This window comes from Salmonella sp. 32120201201600049SM (assembly GCF_017572835.1).
Classification (GTDB): Bacteria; Pseudomonadota; Gammaproteobacteria; order Enterobacterales; family Enterobacteriaceae; genus Salmonella; species Salmonella enterica.
In genome coordinates, this window is the sequence record NZ_JAGESA010000002.1 from 42,954 (window position 1) to 61,436 (window position 18,483).

15 protein-coding genes and 1 pseudogene are annotated in these 18,483 nt (G+C 51.2%); 9 read left to right on the forward strand and 7 right to left on the reverse strand.

Features of this window, described 5'->3' with window-relative positions:
• Positions 1–43: 43 nt before the first annotated feature.
• The gene (locus J4650_RS06165; protein ID WP_001604633.1) at positions 44–1,240 is read left to right on the forward strand and encodes an integrase domain-containing protein; all 1,197 of its coding nucleotides are present in this window, start codon (positions 44–46) and stop codon (positions 1,238–1,240) included.
• Positions 1,241–1,276: 36 nt separating this feature from the next.
• Here the strand turns inward: J4650_RS06165 and J4650_RS06170 are convergent, their stop codons facing one another.
• From J4650_RS06170 to J4650_RS06185, 4 genes are all read right to left on the reverse strand, one after another.
• A complete protein-coding gene (locus J4650_RS06170; protein WP_001604631.1) occupies positions 1,277–2,686 on the reverse strand; it encodes a hypothetical protein in 1,410 nt (469 codons plus the stop codon).
• A 533-nt stretch (positions 2,687–3,219) separates the two neighbouring features.
• Complete coding sequence (locus tag J4650_RS06175) at positions 3,220–3,786, reverse strand: phage polarity suppression protein (RefSeq protein WP_023993984.1); 567 nt, start codon at positions 3,784–3,786, stop codon at positions 3,220–3,222.
• A 16-nt stretch (positions 3,787–3,802) separates the two neighbouring features.
• Positions 3,803–4,045, reverse strand: a complete 243-nt coding sequence (locus J4650_RS06180; RefSeq protein WP_000984209.1) for an ogr/Delta-like zinc finger family protein — start codon at positions 4,043–4,045, stop codon at positions 3,803–3,805.
• Complete coding sequence (locus tag J4650_RS06185) at positions 4,042–4,779, reverse strand: hypothetical protein (RefSeq protein ID WP_000149860.1); 738 nt, start codon at positions 4,777–4,779, stop codon at positions 4,042–4,044. The genes J4650_RS06180 and J4650_RS06185 overlap by 4 nt, the downstream gene beginning before the upstream one ends.
• Positions 4,780–5,316: 537 nt before the next feature.
• On the opposite strand from J4650_RS06185, the gene J4650_RS06190 reads away from it, so the two are divergent.
• The 5 genes from J4650_RS06190 to J4650_RS06210 are packed head-to-tail and all read left to right on the forward strand — an operon-like array spanning position 5,317 to position 9,020.
• On the forward strand, positions 5,317–5,583 hold the full coding sequence (locus J4650_RS06190; RefSeq protein ID WP_000556594.1) for an AlpA family transcriptional regulator: 267 nt from the start codon (positions 5,317–5,319) through the stop codon (positions 5,581–5,583).
• A complete protein-coding gene (locus J4650_RS06195; protein ID WP_015701354.1) occupies positions 5,580–6,131 on the forward strand; it encodes a host cell division inhibitor Icd-like protein in 552 nt (183 codons plus the stop codon). Before J4650_RS06190 ends, J4650_RS06195 begins: the two co-directional genes overlap by 4 nt.
• Positions 6,128–6,355, forward strand: a complete 228-nt coding sequence (locus J4650_RS06200; RefSeq protein ID WP_001216603.1) for a hypothetical protein — start codon at positions 6,128–6,130, stop codon at positions 6,353–6,355. The genes J4650_RS06195 and J4650_RS06200 overlap by 4 nt, the downstream gene beginning before the upstream one ends.
• Positions 6,352–6,672 (forward strand): DUF5375 domain-containing protein, encoded by a 321-nt coding sequence (locus tag J4650_RS06205; protein ID WP_023993983.1) that lies wholly within the window; start codon positions 6,352–6,354, stop codon positions 6,670–6,672. Before J4650_RS06200 ends, J4650_RS06205 begins: the two co-directional genes overlap by 4 nt.
• A 14-nt stretch (positions 6,673–6,686) precedes the next feature.
• Positions 6,687–9,020: a primase-helicase zinc-binding domain-containing protein gene (locus tag J4650_RS06210; RefSeq protein WP_023993982.1), complete on the forward strand. Its 2,334-nt coding sequence runs from the start codon at positions 6,687–6,689 to the stop codon at positions 9,018–9,020.
• Between the two features lie 599 nt (positions 9,021–9,619).
• Here the strand turns inward: J4650_RS06210 and J4650_RS06215 are convergent.
• The 3 genes and pseudogenes from J4650_RS06215 to J4650_RS06225 form a co-directional block, all read right to left on the reverse strand.
• Positions 9,620–9,841 (reverse strand): annotated as a pseudogene (locus tag J4650_RS06215) (helix-turn-helix domain-containing protein); the annotation flags it as partial.
• A gap of 27 nt (positions 9,842–9,868) precedes the next feature.
• Complete coding sequence (gene fljA / locus J4650_RS06220; protein WP_023994244.1) at positions 9,869–10,408, reverse strand: phase 1 flagellin gene repressor FljA; 540 nt, start codon at positions 10,406–10,408, stop codon at positions 9,869–9,871.
• 67 nt (positions 10,409–10,475) lie between these two features.
• Complete coding sequence (locus tag J4650_RS06225) at positions 10,476–11,996, reverse strand: FliC/FljB family flagellin (RefSeq protein WP_023993980.1); 1,521 nt, start codon at positions 11,994–11,996, stop codon at positions 10,476–10,478.
• A gap of 91 nt (positions 11,997–12,087) precedes the next feature.
• Between J4650_RS06225 and hin the strand changes: the two genes are divergently transcribed.
• The 3 genes from hin to iroC all read left to right on the forward strand — a co-directional run bounded on the left by hin (position 12,088) and on the right by iroC (position 18,476).
• Positions 12,088–12,660, forward strand: a complete 573-nt coding sequence (gene hin, locus J4650_RS06230; RefSeq protein ID WP_000190907.1) for a flagellar phase variation DNA invertase Hin — start codon at positions 12,088–12,090, stop codon at positions 12,658–12,660.
• A gap of 963 nt (positions 12,661–13,623) precedes the next feature.
• On the forward strand, positions 13,624–14,739 hold the full coding sequence (gene iroB, locus J4650_RS06235) for a salmochelin biosynthesis C-glycosyltransferase IroB (protein ID WP_023993720.1): 1,116 nt from the start codon (positions 13,624–13,626) through the stop codon (positions 14,737–14,739).
• An 80-nt stretch (positions 14,740–14,819) separates the two neighbouring features.
• Positions 14,820–18,476 carry a salmochelin/enterobactin export ABC transporter IroC gene (iroC, locus tag J4650_RS06240; protein ID WP_023993719.1) on the forward strand — a complete coding sequence of 1,219 codons (3,657 nt, stop codon included), beginning with the start codon at positions 14,820–14,822 and terminating at the stop codon, positions 18,474–18,476.
• Positions 18,477–18,483: the final 7 nt, after the last annotated feature.

Genomic DNA, 18,483 nt, shown 5'->3' on the forward strand with positions numbered 1-18,483 from the left:
GTATACCTAAAAGCGTATACCAATTCATGAAGGAGCGGCCACAGTGGCACGGACAACACGCCCCCTGACCAACACCGAAGTTCTTCGAACTAAAGCTTTAGAGAAGGATCTGACGCTGCATGACGGCGACGGGCTTTTCCTGATAGTAAAAACAAGTGGTAAGAAGCTTTGGCGTTTTCGCTATCAACGTCCGGCTACAAAACAGCGAACAATGATAGGTCTCGGCGCTTTCCCCGCCCTATCACTTGCAGATGCACGTGGCTTACGAGCGGATTACCTTGCCTTGTTAGCTAATGGCATCGACCCCCAAGTTCAGGCCGAAGTTGTTGAAGAACAACAACAGATAGCACTAGACAGTATTTTTTCGACTGTTGCGACCAACTGGTTCCAGCTTAAAAGCAAAAGCGTTACCTCTGATTACGCAAATGACATTTGGCGTTCACTGGAAAAAGACGTATTTCCAGCTATCGGGGAGACCCCTGTCCAGCAAATCAAAGCCCGAACACTGGTTGAAGCCCTTGAACCAATAAAAGCTCGTGGGGCGCTAGAAACTGTACGTCGATTGGTACAGCGCATTAACGAGATAATGATTTATGCCGTAAACACTGGTCTGATTGATACCAACCCTGCATCAGGTATTGGTATGGCATTTGAGAAACCCAAAAAGCAAAACATGCCAACACTACGACCAGAAGAGTTACCGAAACTCATGCGTTCTTTGATAATGTCGAATCTCTCTGTTTCGACTCGCTGCCTAATTGAATGGCAACTCCTGACTCTCGTGCGCCCCTCTGAGGCTTCTGGCGCTCGATGGGTAGAGATCGATCTCGATGCCAAACTTTGGACGATCCCGGCCGAACGGATGAAGGCAAAGCGTGAACACATCGTACCTCTATCTCCTCAGGCATTAGATATTCTGGAAGTGATGAAACCAATCAGTGCTCACCGTGAACATGTTTTTCCCAGTAGAAATGACCCTAAGCAACCAATGAATAGTCAGACAGCTAATGCTGCACTTAAACGGATTGGTTATGGTGGGAAATTAGTTGCTCACGGGTTACGCTCCATCGCAAGTACTGCACTCAATGAAGCCGGATTTAACCCTGATGTTATAGAAGCAGCTTTAGCACATTCAGACAAAAATGAGGTTCGGCGAGCATATAACCGTTCAACATATCTTCTAAAAAGAATTGAATTAATGAACTGGTGGGGGGAATTAATTAGAGTTTCATTTAGGTAAAAACGTGGTGGTGATAAATCACCACCATCCTTATACTTAATTAAGCTCTTTAAATTTATCACGTAACATGCTGAAATGCTGCTCGCCGATTTTATAATACTCGTCTAGAATACCATTAATAGCCACACTATTTATAATAAAGATATACTTACCTTTGCTTTTTGCCAACGCCTTTATTTTTTCTTTTTGCAGTTCGTTTGTTGCTTCACAGCAGGCCAACAAACAAACTGATGTTTTAATAACATCCATTTCTTGAGTTAGGCTTTCTAGATAATTTTCATTAATATGAGAACTTGACATTACAATGTTAACTAAAATTTTCTCAGCAGGAATCTCAAAAACTGAGAAATCAAAAAAGAATCCCGCACGAGATTCATTCAACATTGTAAATCTATAATCATTCATATTCCCACTTATCAAGCACGGATAAAAAAGAGATGGATAAAATATAGTCAGAAATATTTTTTTAAGGCTGTCAACATATAATTGCTCATCATTTTCTTTTATTGAAAGCTTGAGATTCTCAATATCTGATGATAGTGGACTAGTTACAGCCCCTGTTGAATCATCAAAGCTTTTATGGGGAAGCGGCGGCGGTGGTGAAAGCAATAGCTCTTCTTTGTATTGCTTTATTGCGTCAGGATATTTTACTATCTGTTCCTCAATGAATCCCTTAGACTGCCCAAATTCTTCGATAATCTTTTTAGCGGTTACTGTTTGCTTCCCTTTTAAAAGAGTTACAAGTGCAGAGCCTGCTTTAATATGTTCAGCTCTAATTTCTGGGATTATATATCTCCGATAAAATTTAGAGTGTGAATACGCTATCTTTTCTCTCGCCAGTACTTTTGGAATAAGTATAACTTCTTCACCATTGTAAATAGGAAGCTTGAATGTTCTTTTCACCCAGCGCCCACTATTCGGATCCCACAAACGAATACCAGAAACATCTGACGTATCTACATTATAAAACTCACAAATCTTTTGTGTATATTCTATAAACGGAAGCTTAAGTATATTACATACAGAATCAGATATCCTGTCAGATGCAATCCCGTCAATAGTTAATGCTGTATCCTCAAGATCATGAAGTAATCCTGATTGAGCTGCCTTACTTTTTTTCAATGAATCCAGAATTAACTCTGCCGTTTTTACCCCTAAGGCTTTACCAGAGGATTTTTTAGAAGAATATCCGAGATGAAATGAATTTGATTCTTTCAAAGAAGACAATAATATTCCAGCTCTTTTAAGATCTCCGTTCTTTATACTAGCAAGAACGTCTGCGAAATAATCTTGAATTAATTTTTCAAGACTACCTCCCCAATTTGTTTTTAAGGCTCGAATAGATGTCGGATCTATAAAAAATTGTAAGTCAGTATCCAATGGGATATCGATAAAATCTAAATTTGATTGCTGAAATTCCATATTAAAAGATTCAGAAAACTTCATACAGCACTCCTTACTTTAAACATCTGACAATGGGAACCCTCTCATTTGTATTACATTAGGAAAAAGATCACAAGGTGGTCATATTAAAGTTGTTTTAAAAATCACAAAAACAAAACATTATTCATTAATATCAACAACATAAACCAAAAAAAAAATACTTATTGAACACCGTAGCAACTATTATCATAATCAATTATATATTCACGACCCACTGCTCCTGCGCCCTTCAGATACGCATTACATTGCACTAATCCCTTCCAAACAAATATCGCACTCAATCGAGTGCCGTTGGGTGATCCACTAAGTCTGCGAATTTAAATGCACATTGTTGATAGCGCGCAATGCTCTCCCCGCCCCGCCTGCCCGCTTAATGGGTCGCTTTTAATGCAGGTGCAAAGATGGTCTCAGGCCGCGCCACGACTGGCGCTGGTCTGGCATGCCGGAGCGAGAAAACGCATGCAAAACCATGCACCTTATGGATGCATGGCTTATTTCGTTAAAAATAGCGGGATTTACGAGGATTTTTTGACAGGCTACTGCGCGACCAGTCCGGCGCGTCGACGGGTGTAAATCATGTTCTGTGCAGGGGTGAATTTTTCACGATTATCATCCCGCGAAGGCGCGTCAGGCCTGTATCCGATGGCCGTTAAAATATCTTTATCCTGTGCAGAATAATTAATGTCATTTCCAGCGGTCAGCCAGACGGAAAGAGCTTCTCTCAGGTAAGAGGCTGAACGGTCAAGCGCGCGGTTTTTTATCATCGCGGGCTGGTTTTTAATCCCCATCAGCTCCGGTGCCAGTGCGGCGGTCAGCTCTGCGCCGTTCTGCTGCATAAAATCATGCAGCCGGTTACGGATGCTGATGCGCTGCACCTCCTCATGCGAGAAGATGTAGCGACCGGCGGCCTGATTAACTTCCCACTTTTTTACGTCAATCAGGTCGCGCAGCGACTGTAATCTGCGGGAACCTGATGCATTGTCATCCAGCAATAATTCCTGATATTCCCGCTCTGCGGCGGCCAGTTCGGTTTTACGGTTCAGCCACGCGGTTTTGTTCGTCTGGCAGGCTTCAAAAGCCTGTTGTAATGTCAGGGTGGTCACGGGTTGTCTCTCCTGATTAATGGCGGAACGGCGAGCTGTAGCAGCCTTTTACCCGACGGGGTGCAGGGGCTGTTGGTACCGGCGCGGGTTTCTCATCGACGACCGGCGAACGTATCACTTCAAAGATGGACTCATGCGTTTTGAATGTCGCCGAGCAGTGCACATTCTGACACTGCAGGTAACTTTCTTTGACGCTCTCAGACATATAGCGGCTGGTGCGGACGTGAGCCGCCGTGCGGCAGAAAGGGCAGCGCATCATGACAGTAGCCCCCGTGCTTTCAGGTCGGCTTCACGTTCCCGCATTTTTTCCTGCCAGAATTTCCGCTGAACGGGCGTGGCCGCAACGTCATGCTCCATATGCGGCATCGTGGAGGCCGACAGCCCTGTTTTAAACAGCACCGGTTCATCGGTCAGACGGATATTGCAGCCCTTCACGGCCTGTTCAAGCCACGCTTTCACCTGCTGCATTACAACTTTTTCCGGTTCGATATATCCCTGATGCCCGGTCGTATTAGCAAGCGGATTATTCAGAACCAGTATGTTGAGTTTCATTGCTCTGATGAGGGCACCGCAGCTTTCACGCAGGGCAGCATCAAGTTCATGCTCTGCATACTGACTGAGGACGCCGTGATGTGCCTGACGGTATGCTCTGGCCGTGCGGTCACAGGCTCCTTTGAGCCTGTCCAGCTCAAAAGACAGTACCTCGTTCATGCTGTCACATTCCTGCGCCAGTTCCCGCCGTGCCACGCGCGCCAGATGGCGTTGTTTAAGCTCGTCGGTAATGACAGCACCACCGGCACGAAAGGCGGCGCGCCATGCGCCGGAATCATTGCCGTTTTCCTGCTCCAGTTCATTTTTTTGCGTTTGCACCTGGCTGATGGCCGTCGTGGTTTCATCCATACGGCTGGCATTGGCGAGATGCGCCGAGCGGGCAGTCTCAAGGCGTTCCATTGCAGGTTTAAGGTAGTCGGGAATAACAGCGGTATGAGTCATGTCGGGTCTCCTCTTCGTTTCAATCTGAGGAGATTCTGCCGCGCCGGACACAACAACACGATTCATTGCCGTTGTGGCAAAAATGGCACAAACAGCACTCAAAACCCGGCTGGCCAGAGAAAGGTCTCAGGAAAACCTTACTCACTGTTTGTTTTTTTACTTATAACTATTCACTACTGTTCACTGAAAAGAAAAAGATAAGTAATACAGTCAGATAAAGGGTGAACAGTTGAGGGTGTAACTGTTCACCGACTGTTCACTACTGTTCACCCTTCTGTTTTTATCTGCCGATACCATTTAGACTTTATTTTGATTAAAAATCGAAAATATATAACTAAAGGAAATAGAAATTGCTGCATTGTAATGCAGTGATTTGCATCTGTTTGCCAGCGTTTGCCTTTGTTTGCCATAGCGAAAAGTCAATGTTTGTTTCCACGAAAATCTCACATGACCTGAGGAAAAATATAGACATAATAAGGAGCTACCCGAAGCCGGACGGACACGACCGGCACTGTATGGACTTTGTGAGGTAGCCCGATGCACACCGCTTTTTCTTCCCCGTCTTCCGCCCCTGCCGCGCCGTTGATGCAGGTTTCTGATACCGTTCACGAGCGCTTTATCCGTCTGCCCGAAGTGATGCATTTATGCGGCCTGTCCCGCTCGACCATTTACGACCTCATCAGCCGGGAAGCCTTCCCGAAACAAATCTCCCTCGGTGGTAAAAACGTGGCGTGGGCGCAGTCTGAAATCACCGCATGGATGACTGACCGCATTGCCGAACGCAACCGGGGTTATGACGCATGATGATGACCATTCAGCAAACAGCCCCTTTTTCTGGCTTGCTTCTTTTTATCGTTTCCAGGTATAGTTTTCCCGCTGTCGCAAAATCGGCAGCCGGGCGTGGAAACCCGAGTAATCTAACGGCGACACCTGACGCGCCATGCGTCTTTTTTTGTGTCTATGCTCTCGTGCACCTGTTACTTGCGCAATGGTTTCATGACCTTTGCAGCTATCGAGTAATGGTGGCTCAGGCGGGGCCGACTTCGGTCGGGCCGGTATCCGTTAGAGCCGGTATTTCCACCCCCGTCTGGGCTACCACCACTGAGCGTGGAAACTCCGGTGGTAGCATAACCTGCTATCTAACGGAGGTTGCCCTTATGGCTACGATCCTCACCCCGTCATACCCGCAGTTTGTCTTTGTGTTTGCCGCTGTTCGTCGCGCAGACCGTAAACCCCGTATCTGTATGCTTCGCACCGTTGCCGGTGATGAACAGGCCGCACGTCTTTCCCTCGTTCGCGATTACGTCCTCTCGTTCGCTGGTCGTCTGCCGGTTGCGGAGGTGCGCGCATGAGACACACCACCATTACCGCCCGTGACCTCGAATGTCTGGAGCATATGCGCAACGTCGGCCAGCTCGTCAATGAGCTGATGCAGGTGCAGGACTGCGCCACCGTTCGTCGCGACCCGGTGCAGCAGTCACAGCTCACCTCGGTGATTTACCTCATGACCGCCCAGCTTGACGGCGTGGTAGAGCGCTGCAATCAGCGCTGGCTGACCGGGGAGGGCAACGTATGAAAAATCCATTACCGCCCGTATTACGCGCCGCGCTGTATCGTCGCGCCGTGGCCTGTGCCTGGCTGACCCTGTGCGAACGCCAGCACCGCTATCCGCACCTCACCCTCGACGCGCTGGAAAGCGCCATTGCCGCCGAGCTGGAGGGCTTCTACCTGCGCCAGCACGGAGAGGAAAAAGGCCGCCAGATTGCCTGTGCACTGCTGGAAGATTTAATAGAAGCCGGGCCACTTAAGGCCGCACCGTCGCTGTCCTTTCTCGGGCTGACCGTGATGGATGAGCTTTGCGCCCATCATATCACCGCACCGGTACTGCACTGAGGGAGAAAATAAACATGAAAATGAACGTAACGGAAACGGTAAAACAGGCCTGCGGCCACTGGTCGCGTATTCTCCCGGCGCTGGGTGTGAAGGTGATTAAAAACCGCCATCAGGCCTGTCCGGTGTGCGGCGGCTCTGACCGTTTCCGCTTTGACGATAAAGAGGGACGCGGGACGTGGTTCTGCAACCAGTGCGGCGCGGGTGACGGGCTTAAGCTGGTTGAGAAGGTATTTGGCGTGTCGGCCTCCGAGGCCGCCGGAAAGGTGGATGCCGTGACCGGCAACCTGCCGCCGGTTGCCCTGGAAGTGATTGCGGCCGCAGAAGCAGAAACGGAGGCTGACCGCAAAGCGGCGGCCGCGCTGGCCGTAAAGCTCATGGAGAAAACCCGACCGGCCAGCGGCAACGCCTACCTCACCCGCAAGGGATTCCCCGGTCATGAGTGTGTCATGTTGACGGCCATACACAAAACCGGCGGCGTGACGTTCCGCGCCGGTGATATGGTTGTCCCGCTGTATGACAATGCCGGGGCGCTGGTTAACGTTCAGCTTATTAATTCTGACGGTCTCAAACGCACCCTGAAAGGCGGGGCGGTAAAAGGAGCGTGTCACACCATCGAAGGGAAAAAACAGGCGGGAAAACGCCTGTGGGTTGCGGAGGGCTATGCGACCGCGCTCACCGTACATCACCTGACCGGGGAAACCGTCATGGTGGCGCTGTCCTCCGTGAACCTACTTTCTCTGGCGAGCCTTGCCCGTCAGAAACACCCGGCCTGTCAGATTGTCCTCGCCGCCGACCGTGACCTTAACGGCAACGGCCAGAGTAAAGCCGCTGCGGCCGCAGACGCCTGCGAGGGCATTGTCGCCCTGCCGCCGGTGTTCGGTGACTGGAATGATGCGTTTATGCAGAAAGGTGAAGAGGCCACGCGGAAAGCCATTTATGACGCCATCCGGCCTCCGGCTGACAGCCCTTTCACTACCATGAGCGAAGCGGAATTTACCGCCATGAGCACCAGTGAAAAGGCAATGCGGGTGCATGAACATTACGGCGAAGCGCTGGCCGTGGATGCGAACGGCCAGCTCCTGTCCCGATATGAGGCAGGAATATGGAAAATCATTCCCCCGTCGGATTTTGCCCGCGACGTGGCCGGGTTGTTTCAGCGTCTGCGCGCCCCGTTCTCGTCGGGGAAAATTGCCTCAGTGGTGGAGACCCTGAAACTGATTATTCCGCAGCAGGACGCCCCTGCGCGCCGTCTGATTGGCTTTCGCAACGGCGTACTCGATACCGCCACCGGCACATTCAGCCCGCACCATAAATCACACTGGCTGCGCACGCTATGTGATGTTGATTTCACCCCGCCGGTGGAGGGCGAAACGCTGGAAACCCACGCCCCTCATTTCTGGCGCTGGCTTGACCGCGCTGCCGGTGGCAAACCGGAAAAACGCGATGTGATTCTGGCCGCGCTGTTTATGGTTCTGGCGAACCGTTACGACTGGCAGCTCTTTCTCGAAGTCACCGGCCCCGGCGGGAGCGGAAAAAGTATTCTGGCCGAAATTGCGACCATGCTTGCCGGGGAAGATAACGCCACGTCGGCTACCATCGAAACGCTGGAATCACCACGTGAACGTGCTGCGCTGATTGGCTTCTCGCTGATTCGTCTGCCTGACCAGGAAAAATGGAGCGGTGACGGGGCAGGACTCAAGGCCATCACCGGCGGGGATGCGGTCTCGGTAGACCCGAAATACAAGGATGCATACTCCACCCATATTCCGGCGGTGATTCTGGCCGTGAACAATAACCCGATGCGCTTTACTGACCGCAGCGGCGGCGTCTCACGGCGCCGGGTGATCCTGCATTTCCCGGAACAGATTGCCCCGGAGGAACGCGACCCGCAGCTCAGGGATAAAATCGCCCGCGAGCTGGCCGTGATTGTGCGCCAGCTAATGCAGAAGTTCAGCGACCCGATGACCGCCCGCACCCTGCTCCAGTCACAGCAGAATTCCGACGAGGCGCTCAGCATCAAGCGCGACGCCGACCCGGCATTTGATTTTTGTGGCTATCTGGAGGCACTGCCGGATCCTGACGGTATGTATATTGGCAATGCTAACATCATCCCGCGTCAGCCGCGTCTGTATTTGTATCATGCCTATCTGGCGTACATGGAAGCCCACGGCTACAGGAATACACTCAGCCTTACCATGTTCGGTAAAGGACTGCCAGCCATGCTGAAAGAGTACGGGCTGAGTTATGAAAAGCGCCGTAAAAATCAGGGCATACAGACCAATCTCACACTCAGAGAGGAAAGCAACGCCGACTGGCTACCAAAATGCGATGACCCCATAGCGAAATAACCTTCCCTGACCGGCATCGCCGGTCTTTTTTTACCTGCAAAACGGCAAAAGTGAACAGTAAAGTGTTCACTGTTCACCGACCATTCACCGATTAAGCCACTGAATATTAAAAATAAAAATACCTAGTGAATAGTGTGAACAGTTTTTCTAAAAAAAAGTTTTTTTCTTGATGTGATCTATCCAAAAACAGGTTCACTTAACCGCAGGAAGCGCTGCAACAAATTGCCATTGGTATACGCTTAGGTATACCAATGAAAGTTGAATTGGTTAAAGTCACCTAATAACAGATGATTACGTGAATTATTCAGACTCCGCCAGCCCACCAAATATTGATGTACTGAAGTTCAGTAAAGTCTACTAAGCCCGTATAGTACAAGCTCTGCGGGCTTTTTTACGTCCATTGCCGCCTGGTGAGGATTGCAGAGAACCTTACGGACACTGGAGTCAAATGACGCGGTGGGTAAAGCGGCTGCGCAATGGGTGACAGGGCAAAACGCCAAAAGTCTCACCAATAACTCCCGAAAGAATTGGAATACGAGAGTCAAAGAAAATAGAACACTCACTGAGAGTCCTGCCTGGCTGGGGCAAAGCTCGCAGTCAGACTGTCGAGCATAAAGATAAGCAGTTGCCCGTGAGACGCCAGGATGTTGGGCTACGGTATCCATAGATTTACGAAGATTCAGCAGACCTTCTTTGCGAAGCTTAATGATCAATTCTTTTCTGTCAGGTGCTTTAAGCGTCCTGGCCGTAGTGGCACGAGCAGCGGCGAAACTATCTATGCGCTGTCGAATGGTCTCTGTTCCTCCAGGAGCAATATTTTCTCACGGAATTTTTTATTACCGTAGGCGTTATTCAGCGTAGTCCGAAGACGTGATCCTGCTCACCCAGTCAAACATAACTTGCATATGATTGCCATTGGATTTCCTCACACCAACCTGACACGCATTTACACCTGTCGTTTTACCAGTCAAAACCTGTCCATACTTCATATAGATTTTGATACCGACTCCCTGTTTATAGCACTTATTGCAAATCGAGAAATAATCTCTTCTTGATGGAGTATATTGCTGAAGATTAAATTCGTCAGCCGGCACCAACGAAAGATTAAAAGCGTCATTACCTGATAATTCTTCAAGAATTGCCAGAGACTCTAATTTAACTTCAATGCGATTATTTCCTTTAGGTTTATCCGAAGCCAGAATCAAATTTTCCCTCGGATTAAACTTCGCAATGTAGCCTGTGATTATCCGGGCATGATTACTCACCAATCGAACAGGGATATCATTAAAACGTAGAAATTGAACTCGACGAGCAAGCATAGAATAATCCCGCGGCCATATTTCAGCCTCTCGCCCGTAGGAAATATCATTTACAGCTATACATTCCATAAAGATATATTCATCTATGCTGAATGAAAAAGCCCCGGATTCACGGGGCTGAATAAAACGAAATAAATTAACGTAACAGAGACAGCACGTTCTGCGGGACCTGGTTAGCCTGCGCCAGAACGGAAGTACCGGCCTGCTGCAGAATCTGCGCGCGAGACATGTTGGAGACTTCGGTCGCATAGTCGGAATCTTCGATACGGCTACGCGCTTCAGACAGGTTGTTTACGGTATTGCCCAGGTTGGTGATAGCGGAGTTGAAACGGTTCTGTACCGCACCCAGGTCAGAGCGCAGCGCATCCACCTGCGCCAACGCTGCATCAATTTTCTGCAGCGGGTTTTCGGTGGTTTTAGCGGCTGCTTCAGCCAGCTCTGGTTGTGCTTTGAAATCATGACCAGCGGCTTTGCTGGCATTGTAGGTTTTACCGTCGATAGTAACGACTTCGGTTTTACCATCTACGCCACCCAGTTGGTTAGCCGCTGTTTTGGTAGTGCCGTCAGCAGCAGTATAACTTGTGGTTTTAGCTTTAATTGCTCCTGTCGCTTCATCGTAATCTGCGGCGTAATACTTATCGCCAGCTTTAAGCGCATAACCGCCTTCAATTGTCTTACCATTTTTATCGGTATAAGACATTTTGACCAATGTCGCGGCATTAGCATCGGCAGTGTCAACGCCGCCAGCGATTAAGGCATTCTTAGCATCTGCTGAAGCAACTACCGGTGTAGTTGTTAACTCCTGTACTTCTGTTTTAGTTGTCACACCAGCAGGCATTGTGGTTTTAGTTGCGCCAGCCGCAAGGGTTACTGTACCGTCAGTAGCAACGTTAACTTCATAATCGCCATTTTTGGCGGCATCAGCACCAGTAAAGCCACCAATAGTAACAAAGTACTTGTTATTATCTGCGTCAAATTTAACCGCACCACCGGTTACAGAAGCCGTACCAGTCGTACCACCCGTAGCCGTTTTAATAGCTGCATCAGTAAGACCCGATACATCCAGTGTAGTACCATTATCGGCATAAGCTGTCGTTGTTACTGCTGTATCTTTCACATCATACGCTTTCTGCACGTTCAGTGAATCCAGACCCAGGGTCTGAGAGTTGATCTGCTTCAGATCGATATCGATAGTTTCACCGTCGTTGGCACCAACCTGGATGGTCAGGGTGTTGTCCTGCGCCAGGACTTTCACGCCGTTGAACTGAGTCTGGCCGGATACACGGTCGATTTCGTTCAGGCGCTGGGTGATTTCAGCCTGGATGGAGTCGAGGTCAGACTGGGAGTTGGTGCTGTTAGCAGACTGAACCGCCAGTTCACGCACACGCTGCAGGTTGTTGTTGATTTCGTTCAGCGCGCCTTCAGTGGTCTGCGCAATAGAAATACCGTCGTTAGCGTTACGGGAAGCCTGAGTCAGACCTTTGATGTTCGCGGTAAAACGGTTAGCAATCGCCTGACCTGCCGCATCGTCTTTCGCGCTGTTGATACGCAGACCGGAAGACAGACGCTCGATAGCGGTGCCCAGTGCGGACTGGGATTTGTTCAGGTTATTCTGGGTCAGCAGCGACAGACTGTTAGTGTTGATTACTTGTGCCATAAAATTTTCCTTTTGGAAGGTTTTTGATAAAGCAATCCTCCATGAGAAAAGCGACTAAAATTCTTCCTTATCTGATGTAAAGGAGAAAATCATGGCTACTATTGGGTATATTCGGGTGTCAACAATTGACCAAAATATCGATTTACAGCGTAATGCGCTTACTTGTGCAAATTGTGACCGCATTTTTGAGGACCGTATCAGTGGCAAGATTGCAAACCGCCCCGGCCTGAAACGGGCGTTAAAGTATGTAAATAAAGGCGATACTCTTGTCGTCTGGAAATTAGACAGACTGGGCCGCAGCGTGAAAAACCTGGTGGCGTTAATATCAGAATTACATGAACGTGGAGCTCACTTCCATTCTTTAACCGATAGTATTGATACCAGTAGCGCGATGGGGCGATTCTTTTTTCATGTAATGTCAGCACTGGCCGAGATGGAGCGAGAATTAATTGTCGAGCGAACCCTTGCCGGACTGGCTGCCGCCAGAGCGCAAGGACGACTGGGAGGGCGCCCTCGGGCGATCAACAAACATGAACAGGAACAGATTAGTCGGCTATTAGAGAAAGGCCATCCTCGGCAGCAACTAGCTATTATTTTTGGTATTGGCGTATCTACCTTATACAGATATTTTCCGGCAAGCCGCATAAAAAAACGAATGAATTAAAATAAAAATTACAACAGGATGGATATAACATTTTTGTAATACAGGCGTGTGGCATAAATAAACCGAAAGGGTATACAAAAAAGACAGCATCTAATTAAAAAGAGAAAAAATTCAACGTATTAACATATATAGTGTAACGCGCTCACGATAAGGCCTATGTTACATCCAGCTATAGACGACATCGCTCAAAACACTACCAGACACAGTATTCACCTGGAAAGGCTTTTTAATCAAAATGTTAGATGTAAGCAATTACGGACAGAAAAAATAGTAAAGTTTATGCCTCAAGTGTCGATAACCTGGATGACACAGGTAAGCCTGGCATAACATTGGTTATCAAAAACCTTGGTTTTCAAGAACCAATAAATCGTGTGGCTGATGCGCTATAAAAATCGCAGAGCGGTGACGATATTCCGCATAAGGAGCTGTTCGTTCGCAACATTCGAACGGTGACGTTAAAGCCGGTTTCATTGGCTAATGAAGACGAAGGGGACAAAATTCCTACAGAGTTGATACCACAGAGATAGTCCAGGCTCGCAGGTGATACGGGATTTAACGCCGGAAAGTCTGCACAGAACACGATCTGCCGCCGGACACCATTAAATTGCCCCGCAACGTGTTATCAATACTACTCCCTACGTTTCCCGTTACCTTGTTGTCGGTACGTTTACCTCATTGTCTGAAAGGTTATTTACGAAGTTATCATTAATAATCCACGGGCGTCTGGTATGCGAATCCAGTTCCCCCAATCCTGGCACTTTGCCTGTGCGACCATACGCGCGTAAATAAGCCTGAAACCAAACTTCACCGCTTAACGCTCTCCTCTTTCCCGATTTTTACGCAAAAAATCATCACATGCTCAAGTGTCGTATTTGTTATTGCATTTTACAAATGATATTGGTAATTATTATCATTCTCATTAACGGCTTGTTCGATTTATGACGTGGAGAGAGAGGATTTCTCATGCGTATTCTGTTTGTCGGTCCACCACTGTATGGACTGCTATACCCTGTGCTGTCCCTGGCGCAAGCGTTTCGTGTTAATGGCCATGAAGTGCTGATTGCAAGCGGTGGAAAATTTGCACAGAAAGCAGCCGAAGCTGGGTTGGTGGTATTTGATGCTGCGCCTGGTTTCGATTCGGAAGCGGGTTATCGCCGTCAGGAGGCATTGCGAAAAGAAAATAACATTGGAACAAAAATGGGGAACTTCTCATTCTTCAGCGAAGAGATGACTGACCCGCTGGTCGCGTTCGCCGGGCAGTGGCGACCAGATCTCATCGTCTACCCTCCCCTTGGAGTCGTTGGACCACTGATTGCCGCTAAGTATGACATTCCGGTAGTGATGCAAACCGTCGGCTTCGGTCATACGCCCTGGCACATCAAAGGCGTGACGAAATCACTTTCTAACGCCTACCGCCGCCATGGGGTCAGCGCGCCACCAAGAGATCTGGCGTGGATAGACGTCACACCGCCCAGCATGAGCATACTGCAAAATGACGGAGAGCCGGTTATCTCCATGCAATACGTCCCGTATAACGGCGGCGCCGTCTGGGAAGAATGGTGGGAACGTACACCTGATCGCAAGCGTCTTCTGGTCAGCCTCGGCACCGTCAAACCGATGGTGGATGGCCTGGATCTGATTTCCTGGGTAATGGATTCTGCCGGCGAAGTAGATGCCGAAATCATCCTACATCTTCCGGCAAACGCCCGCTCGGATTTACGTTCACTGCCGCCGAATGTCCGTCTGGTCGACTGGCTTCCGATGGGCGTTTTCCTTAACGGCGCCGACGGTTTTATCCACCATGGCGGCGCAGGCAACACCCTGACGGCGCTGCATGCCGGCATTCCGCAGATAGTCTTTGGCCAGGGTGCCGACAGACCCGTCAATGCCCGCGCCGTGGTCGAGCGCGGATGCGGCATTATTCCCGGTAAGAGCGGGCTTACGAGCAGCATAATCAATACCTTCCTCGGTAATCGCGCGCTTCGCGAGGCGTCGCAGGAGGTCGCGGCGGAAATGGCGGCCCAGCCTTGCCCGACCGAGGTGGCAAAAAAACTGATCGCCATGCTGCAACACGGCTAACCGCGGCAGCGCAATGACAATATGGCGGCTGAGCCCAGACTGTGTCGCCATAACTCATCTTTCACCGATAAGGAGGCTTAATGCCCGCGACTCATTCCCCCATGCCCGCTCGTGCCTGGATAGCTCGCCTTGCCCGCGTGTGTTGGGAACGTAAAACACTGAGCATCATTGTCATCGTAGCATCAGTATCGACCATTTTACTGGCTGCGCTGACGCCGCTAATAACGCGTCAGGCCGTCAATGACGCGATAGCAGGCGATACGACCCACCTGCCGTTACTTGCCTGCGGCCTGCTGTTAATTGCCCTTTTTGATTTTATCGGGAATTACGTGCGCCGCGGCTATGCCGGGGAACTCTCGCTGTGGGTTCAGCATACGTTACGTAGCCGTGCGTTCGACAGTATTCAGAAACTGGACGGCGCAGGCCAGGACGCCTTGCGTACCGGGCAGGTCATTTCGCGTACCAACAGCGATCTTCAACAGGTACACACCTTGCTACAGATGTGTCCGGTGCCGCTGGCGGTGCTCACTTACTATGTGGCCGGTATCGCGGTGATGCTATGGATGTCGCCATCCATGACGCTTATCGTGATTTGCGTACTGGCCGCCCTTGCTATTACCGCCCTGCGCGCCCGTCGCCGTGTTTTCGCGCAAACGGGGCTTGCCTCAGACCGGCTGGCGCACATGACGGAGCATATGCGCGAAGTATTGGAACAGATCTCAGTGGTGAAGTCCTGCGTGGCGGAGTTGCGCGAAACGCGTTGGCTCGATGGTCAGTCGCGGCAGATGGTGCGGGTACGCATCGGCGCCGCTATCTCGCAGGCGATGCCGGGCGCAACCATGCTGGCGCTACCGGTGATAGGGCAGATCGTCCTGCTGTGCTATGGCGGCTGGTCGGTAATGAATGGGCGCATCGATCTGGGAACCTTCGTTGCGTTCGCGAGTTTTCTCGCTATGCTGACCGGCCCTACCCGCGTACTGGCATCGTTTTTGGTTATCGCACAGCGCACACAGGCGTCGGTAGAGCGCGTCTTCGCGCTTATCGACACGCGTTCTCGCATGGAAGACGGTACTGAGTCGGTTGAAGGTCAGATTATCGGGCTGGACGTGGAGAAGATGAGTTTCCACTACGACAACGGTAACCGTATCCTCAATGAGATCTCGTTTTCCATTCACGCCGGTGAAACCGTGGCAGTGGTTGGCGCCTCCGGCTCCGGAAAATCAACATTGCTGATGTTGCTGGCGCGCTTTTACGATCCTACCTCCGGCGGGGTGTGGCTCAACACCACTGCGGGCCAACAGAATATTCGCGACCTGAAACTGACGGCGCTTCGTCGTCGCGTTGGCTTAGTTTTTGAAGACGCGTTTCTGTTTGCCGGTACGGTGGCGGAAAACATCGCCTATGGGCACCCGCAAGCGACTCAGGACGACATTCGACGCGCCGCCGATGCCGCAGGCGCCAGCGGGTTCATCAATGCGCTACCGCAGGGGTTCAACACCCGACTGACCGAACGCGGAAGCAACCTCTCCGGCGGCCAACGCCAGCGTATTGCGCTAGCCCGGGCACTGATTACCGCGCCGGAACTGCTGATTCTCGATGACACCACCTCGGCGGTCGATGCCGGTACTGAAGCGGAAATTAATACGGCTCTTGGTCGTTATGCCGATAATGAGCATATGCTGCTGGTGATTGCACGCCGCCGTTCAACACTGCAGTTAGCCGATCGGATCGTCGTACTGGATAAAGGCCGCGTCGTGGATATCGGTACCCAGGCGGAGCTGGATGCAAGGTGTCCGACGTTTCGCTCGCTGATGAGCGGCGAGGGGGATTTTCTCGCCCTCGCCCCGGCGGAACAACGTGAGCTATGGCCAACAACGCAGGCGGTAAAATCCGACGACGCGCATGAGCGCCAGACACCCGCTGGAAAAGGTTTTGTCGACCGAATGACGCGCGTTCCGGAACGCGCCGTACAGATGGCGCTGGCAGGCCACGGGCGTCAAGTCTCATCGCTGCTGACGCCAGTAGCCTGGATGTTCGTCATCGCCGCCCTGCTTATCGCGCTTGATTCCGCCGCAGGCGTTGGCGTGCTGGTGCTTTTGCAGCGCGGTATTGACTCAGGCGTTGCCGCAGGGGATATGTCGACTATTGGCATATGCGCTCTGCTCGCGCTGTGTCTGGTGGCGATTGGTTGGTGCTGCTATGCGCTGCAAACGATCTTCGCCGCCCGCGCGGCAGAGTCGGTACAGCATACGGTACGCTTACGCAGCTTCAGCCACCTGCTACGCCTGAGTCTTCCCTGGCACGAGAAGCACATCGACTCGCGTCTTACTCGCATGACCGTCGACGTTGATTCACTCGCCCGATTTCTGCAAAACGGTCTTGCCAGCGCGGCCACCAGCATCGTGACGATGGTCGCTATCGCCGCGGCAATGTTCTGGCTTGACCCCATTCTTGCATTAACGGCATTAAGCGCCGTGCCTGTAGTGGTGCTGGCGACGTGGATTTACCGCCGTTTGAGCTCGCCTGCTTACGCCCAGGCTCGGCTGGAAATTGGTAAGGTGAACAGTACGCTTCAGGAAAAGGTCTCCGGTATGCGGGTAGTGCAGTCACACGGCCAACAGAAGCAGGAAGCCGCCAGGCTACGGGCGTTATCAGACAACTTCCGCGCCACCCGCGTGCGGGCGCAAAAATACCTTGCTGTCTATTTTCCGTTCCTGACCCTCTGCACCGAGGCCGCCTATGCCGCCGTGCTTTTAATCGGGGCGACCCGGGTCGCCGGAGGCGAAATGACGCCCGGGATACTGGCGGCGTTCTTCCTGCTACTGGGACAATTTTATGGCCCGGTACAGCAGTTGTCAGGCATTGTTGATTCCTGGCAGCAGGCGACCGCCAGCGGCAAACATATCAATGCGCTATTGGCGACTGAGGAAACGGAGAATATTGAACCGTCCTCCATAACGCCTGGCACTGGCGGCGCGCTACGTCTGGAGGCATTGACATTCCGCTATCCCGAAAAAACGCAACCTGTGCTTGATAATCTCTCGCTCACCATTCCGCCAGGAACGGTAGTCGCGGTGGTCGGACGTAGCGGCGCCGGCAAATCGACGCTGATCAAGCTGCTGGCCGGGCTCTACTCTCCCGGCAGCGGGCAAATCCGTGTCGGTGAGCGCCTAATTGATGCCGCGTCGCTTAGTGATTATCGTCGCCAGACGGGGCTGGTCACTCAGGATGTCGCATTATTTAGCGGCGATATTGCCGAAAATATCCGCTATTCGCGGCCAAACAGCAGCGACACGGAGGTGGAGATCGCGGCGCGACAGGCGGGACTCTTTGAAACTGTGCAACATCTGCCGCTGGGGTTTCGTACTCCGGTCAATAACGGCGGCACGGATCTGTCCGCGGGCCAGCGTCAGTTGATTGCCCTCGCCCGCGCCCAACTGGCCCAGGCGCACATTCTGCTGCTCGACGAGGCGACAGCACGTATCGACCGCAGCGCCGAGGAGCGCTTAATAACCTCGCTTACCGGAGTGACGCATACCGAGAAACGCATCGCGCTTATCGTCGCGCACCGACTGACCACCGCTCGCCGCTGCGATGTTATTGTCGTAATCGATAAAGGATGTATCGCTGAATATGGCAGCCATGAGCAGTTGATAGCGGCTCATGGCCTGTATGCTCGTCTGTGGCGGGACAGCATCGGCCAGACACGCGATACGCAAGGAGAGGTCATAGGATAGTTTTTAT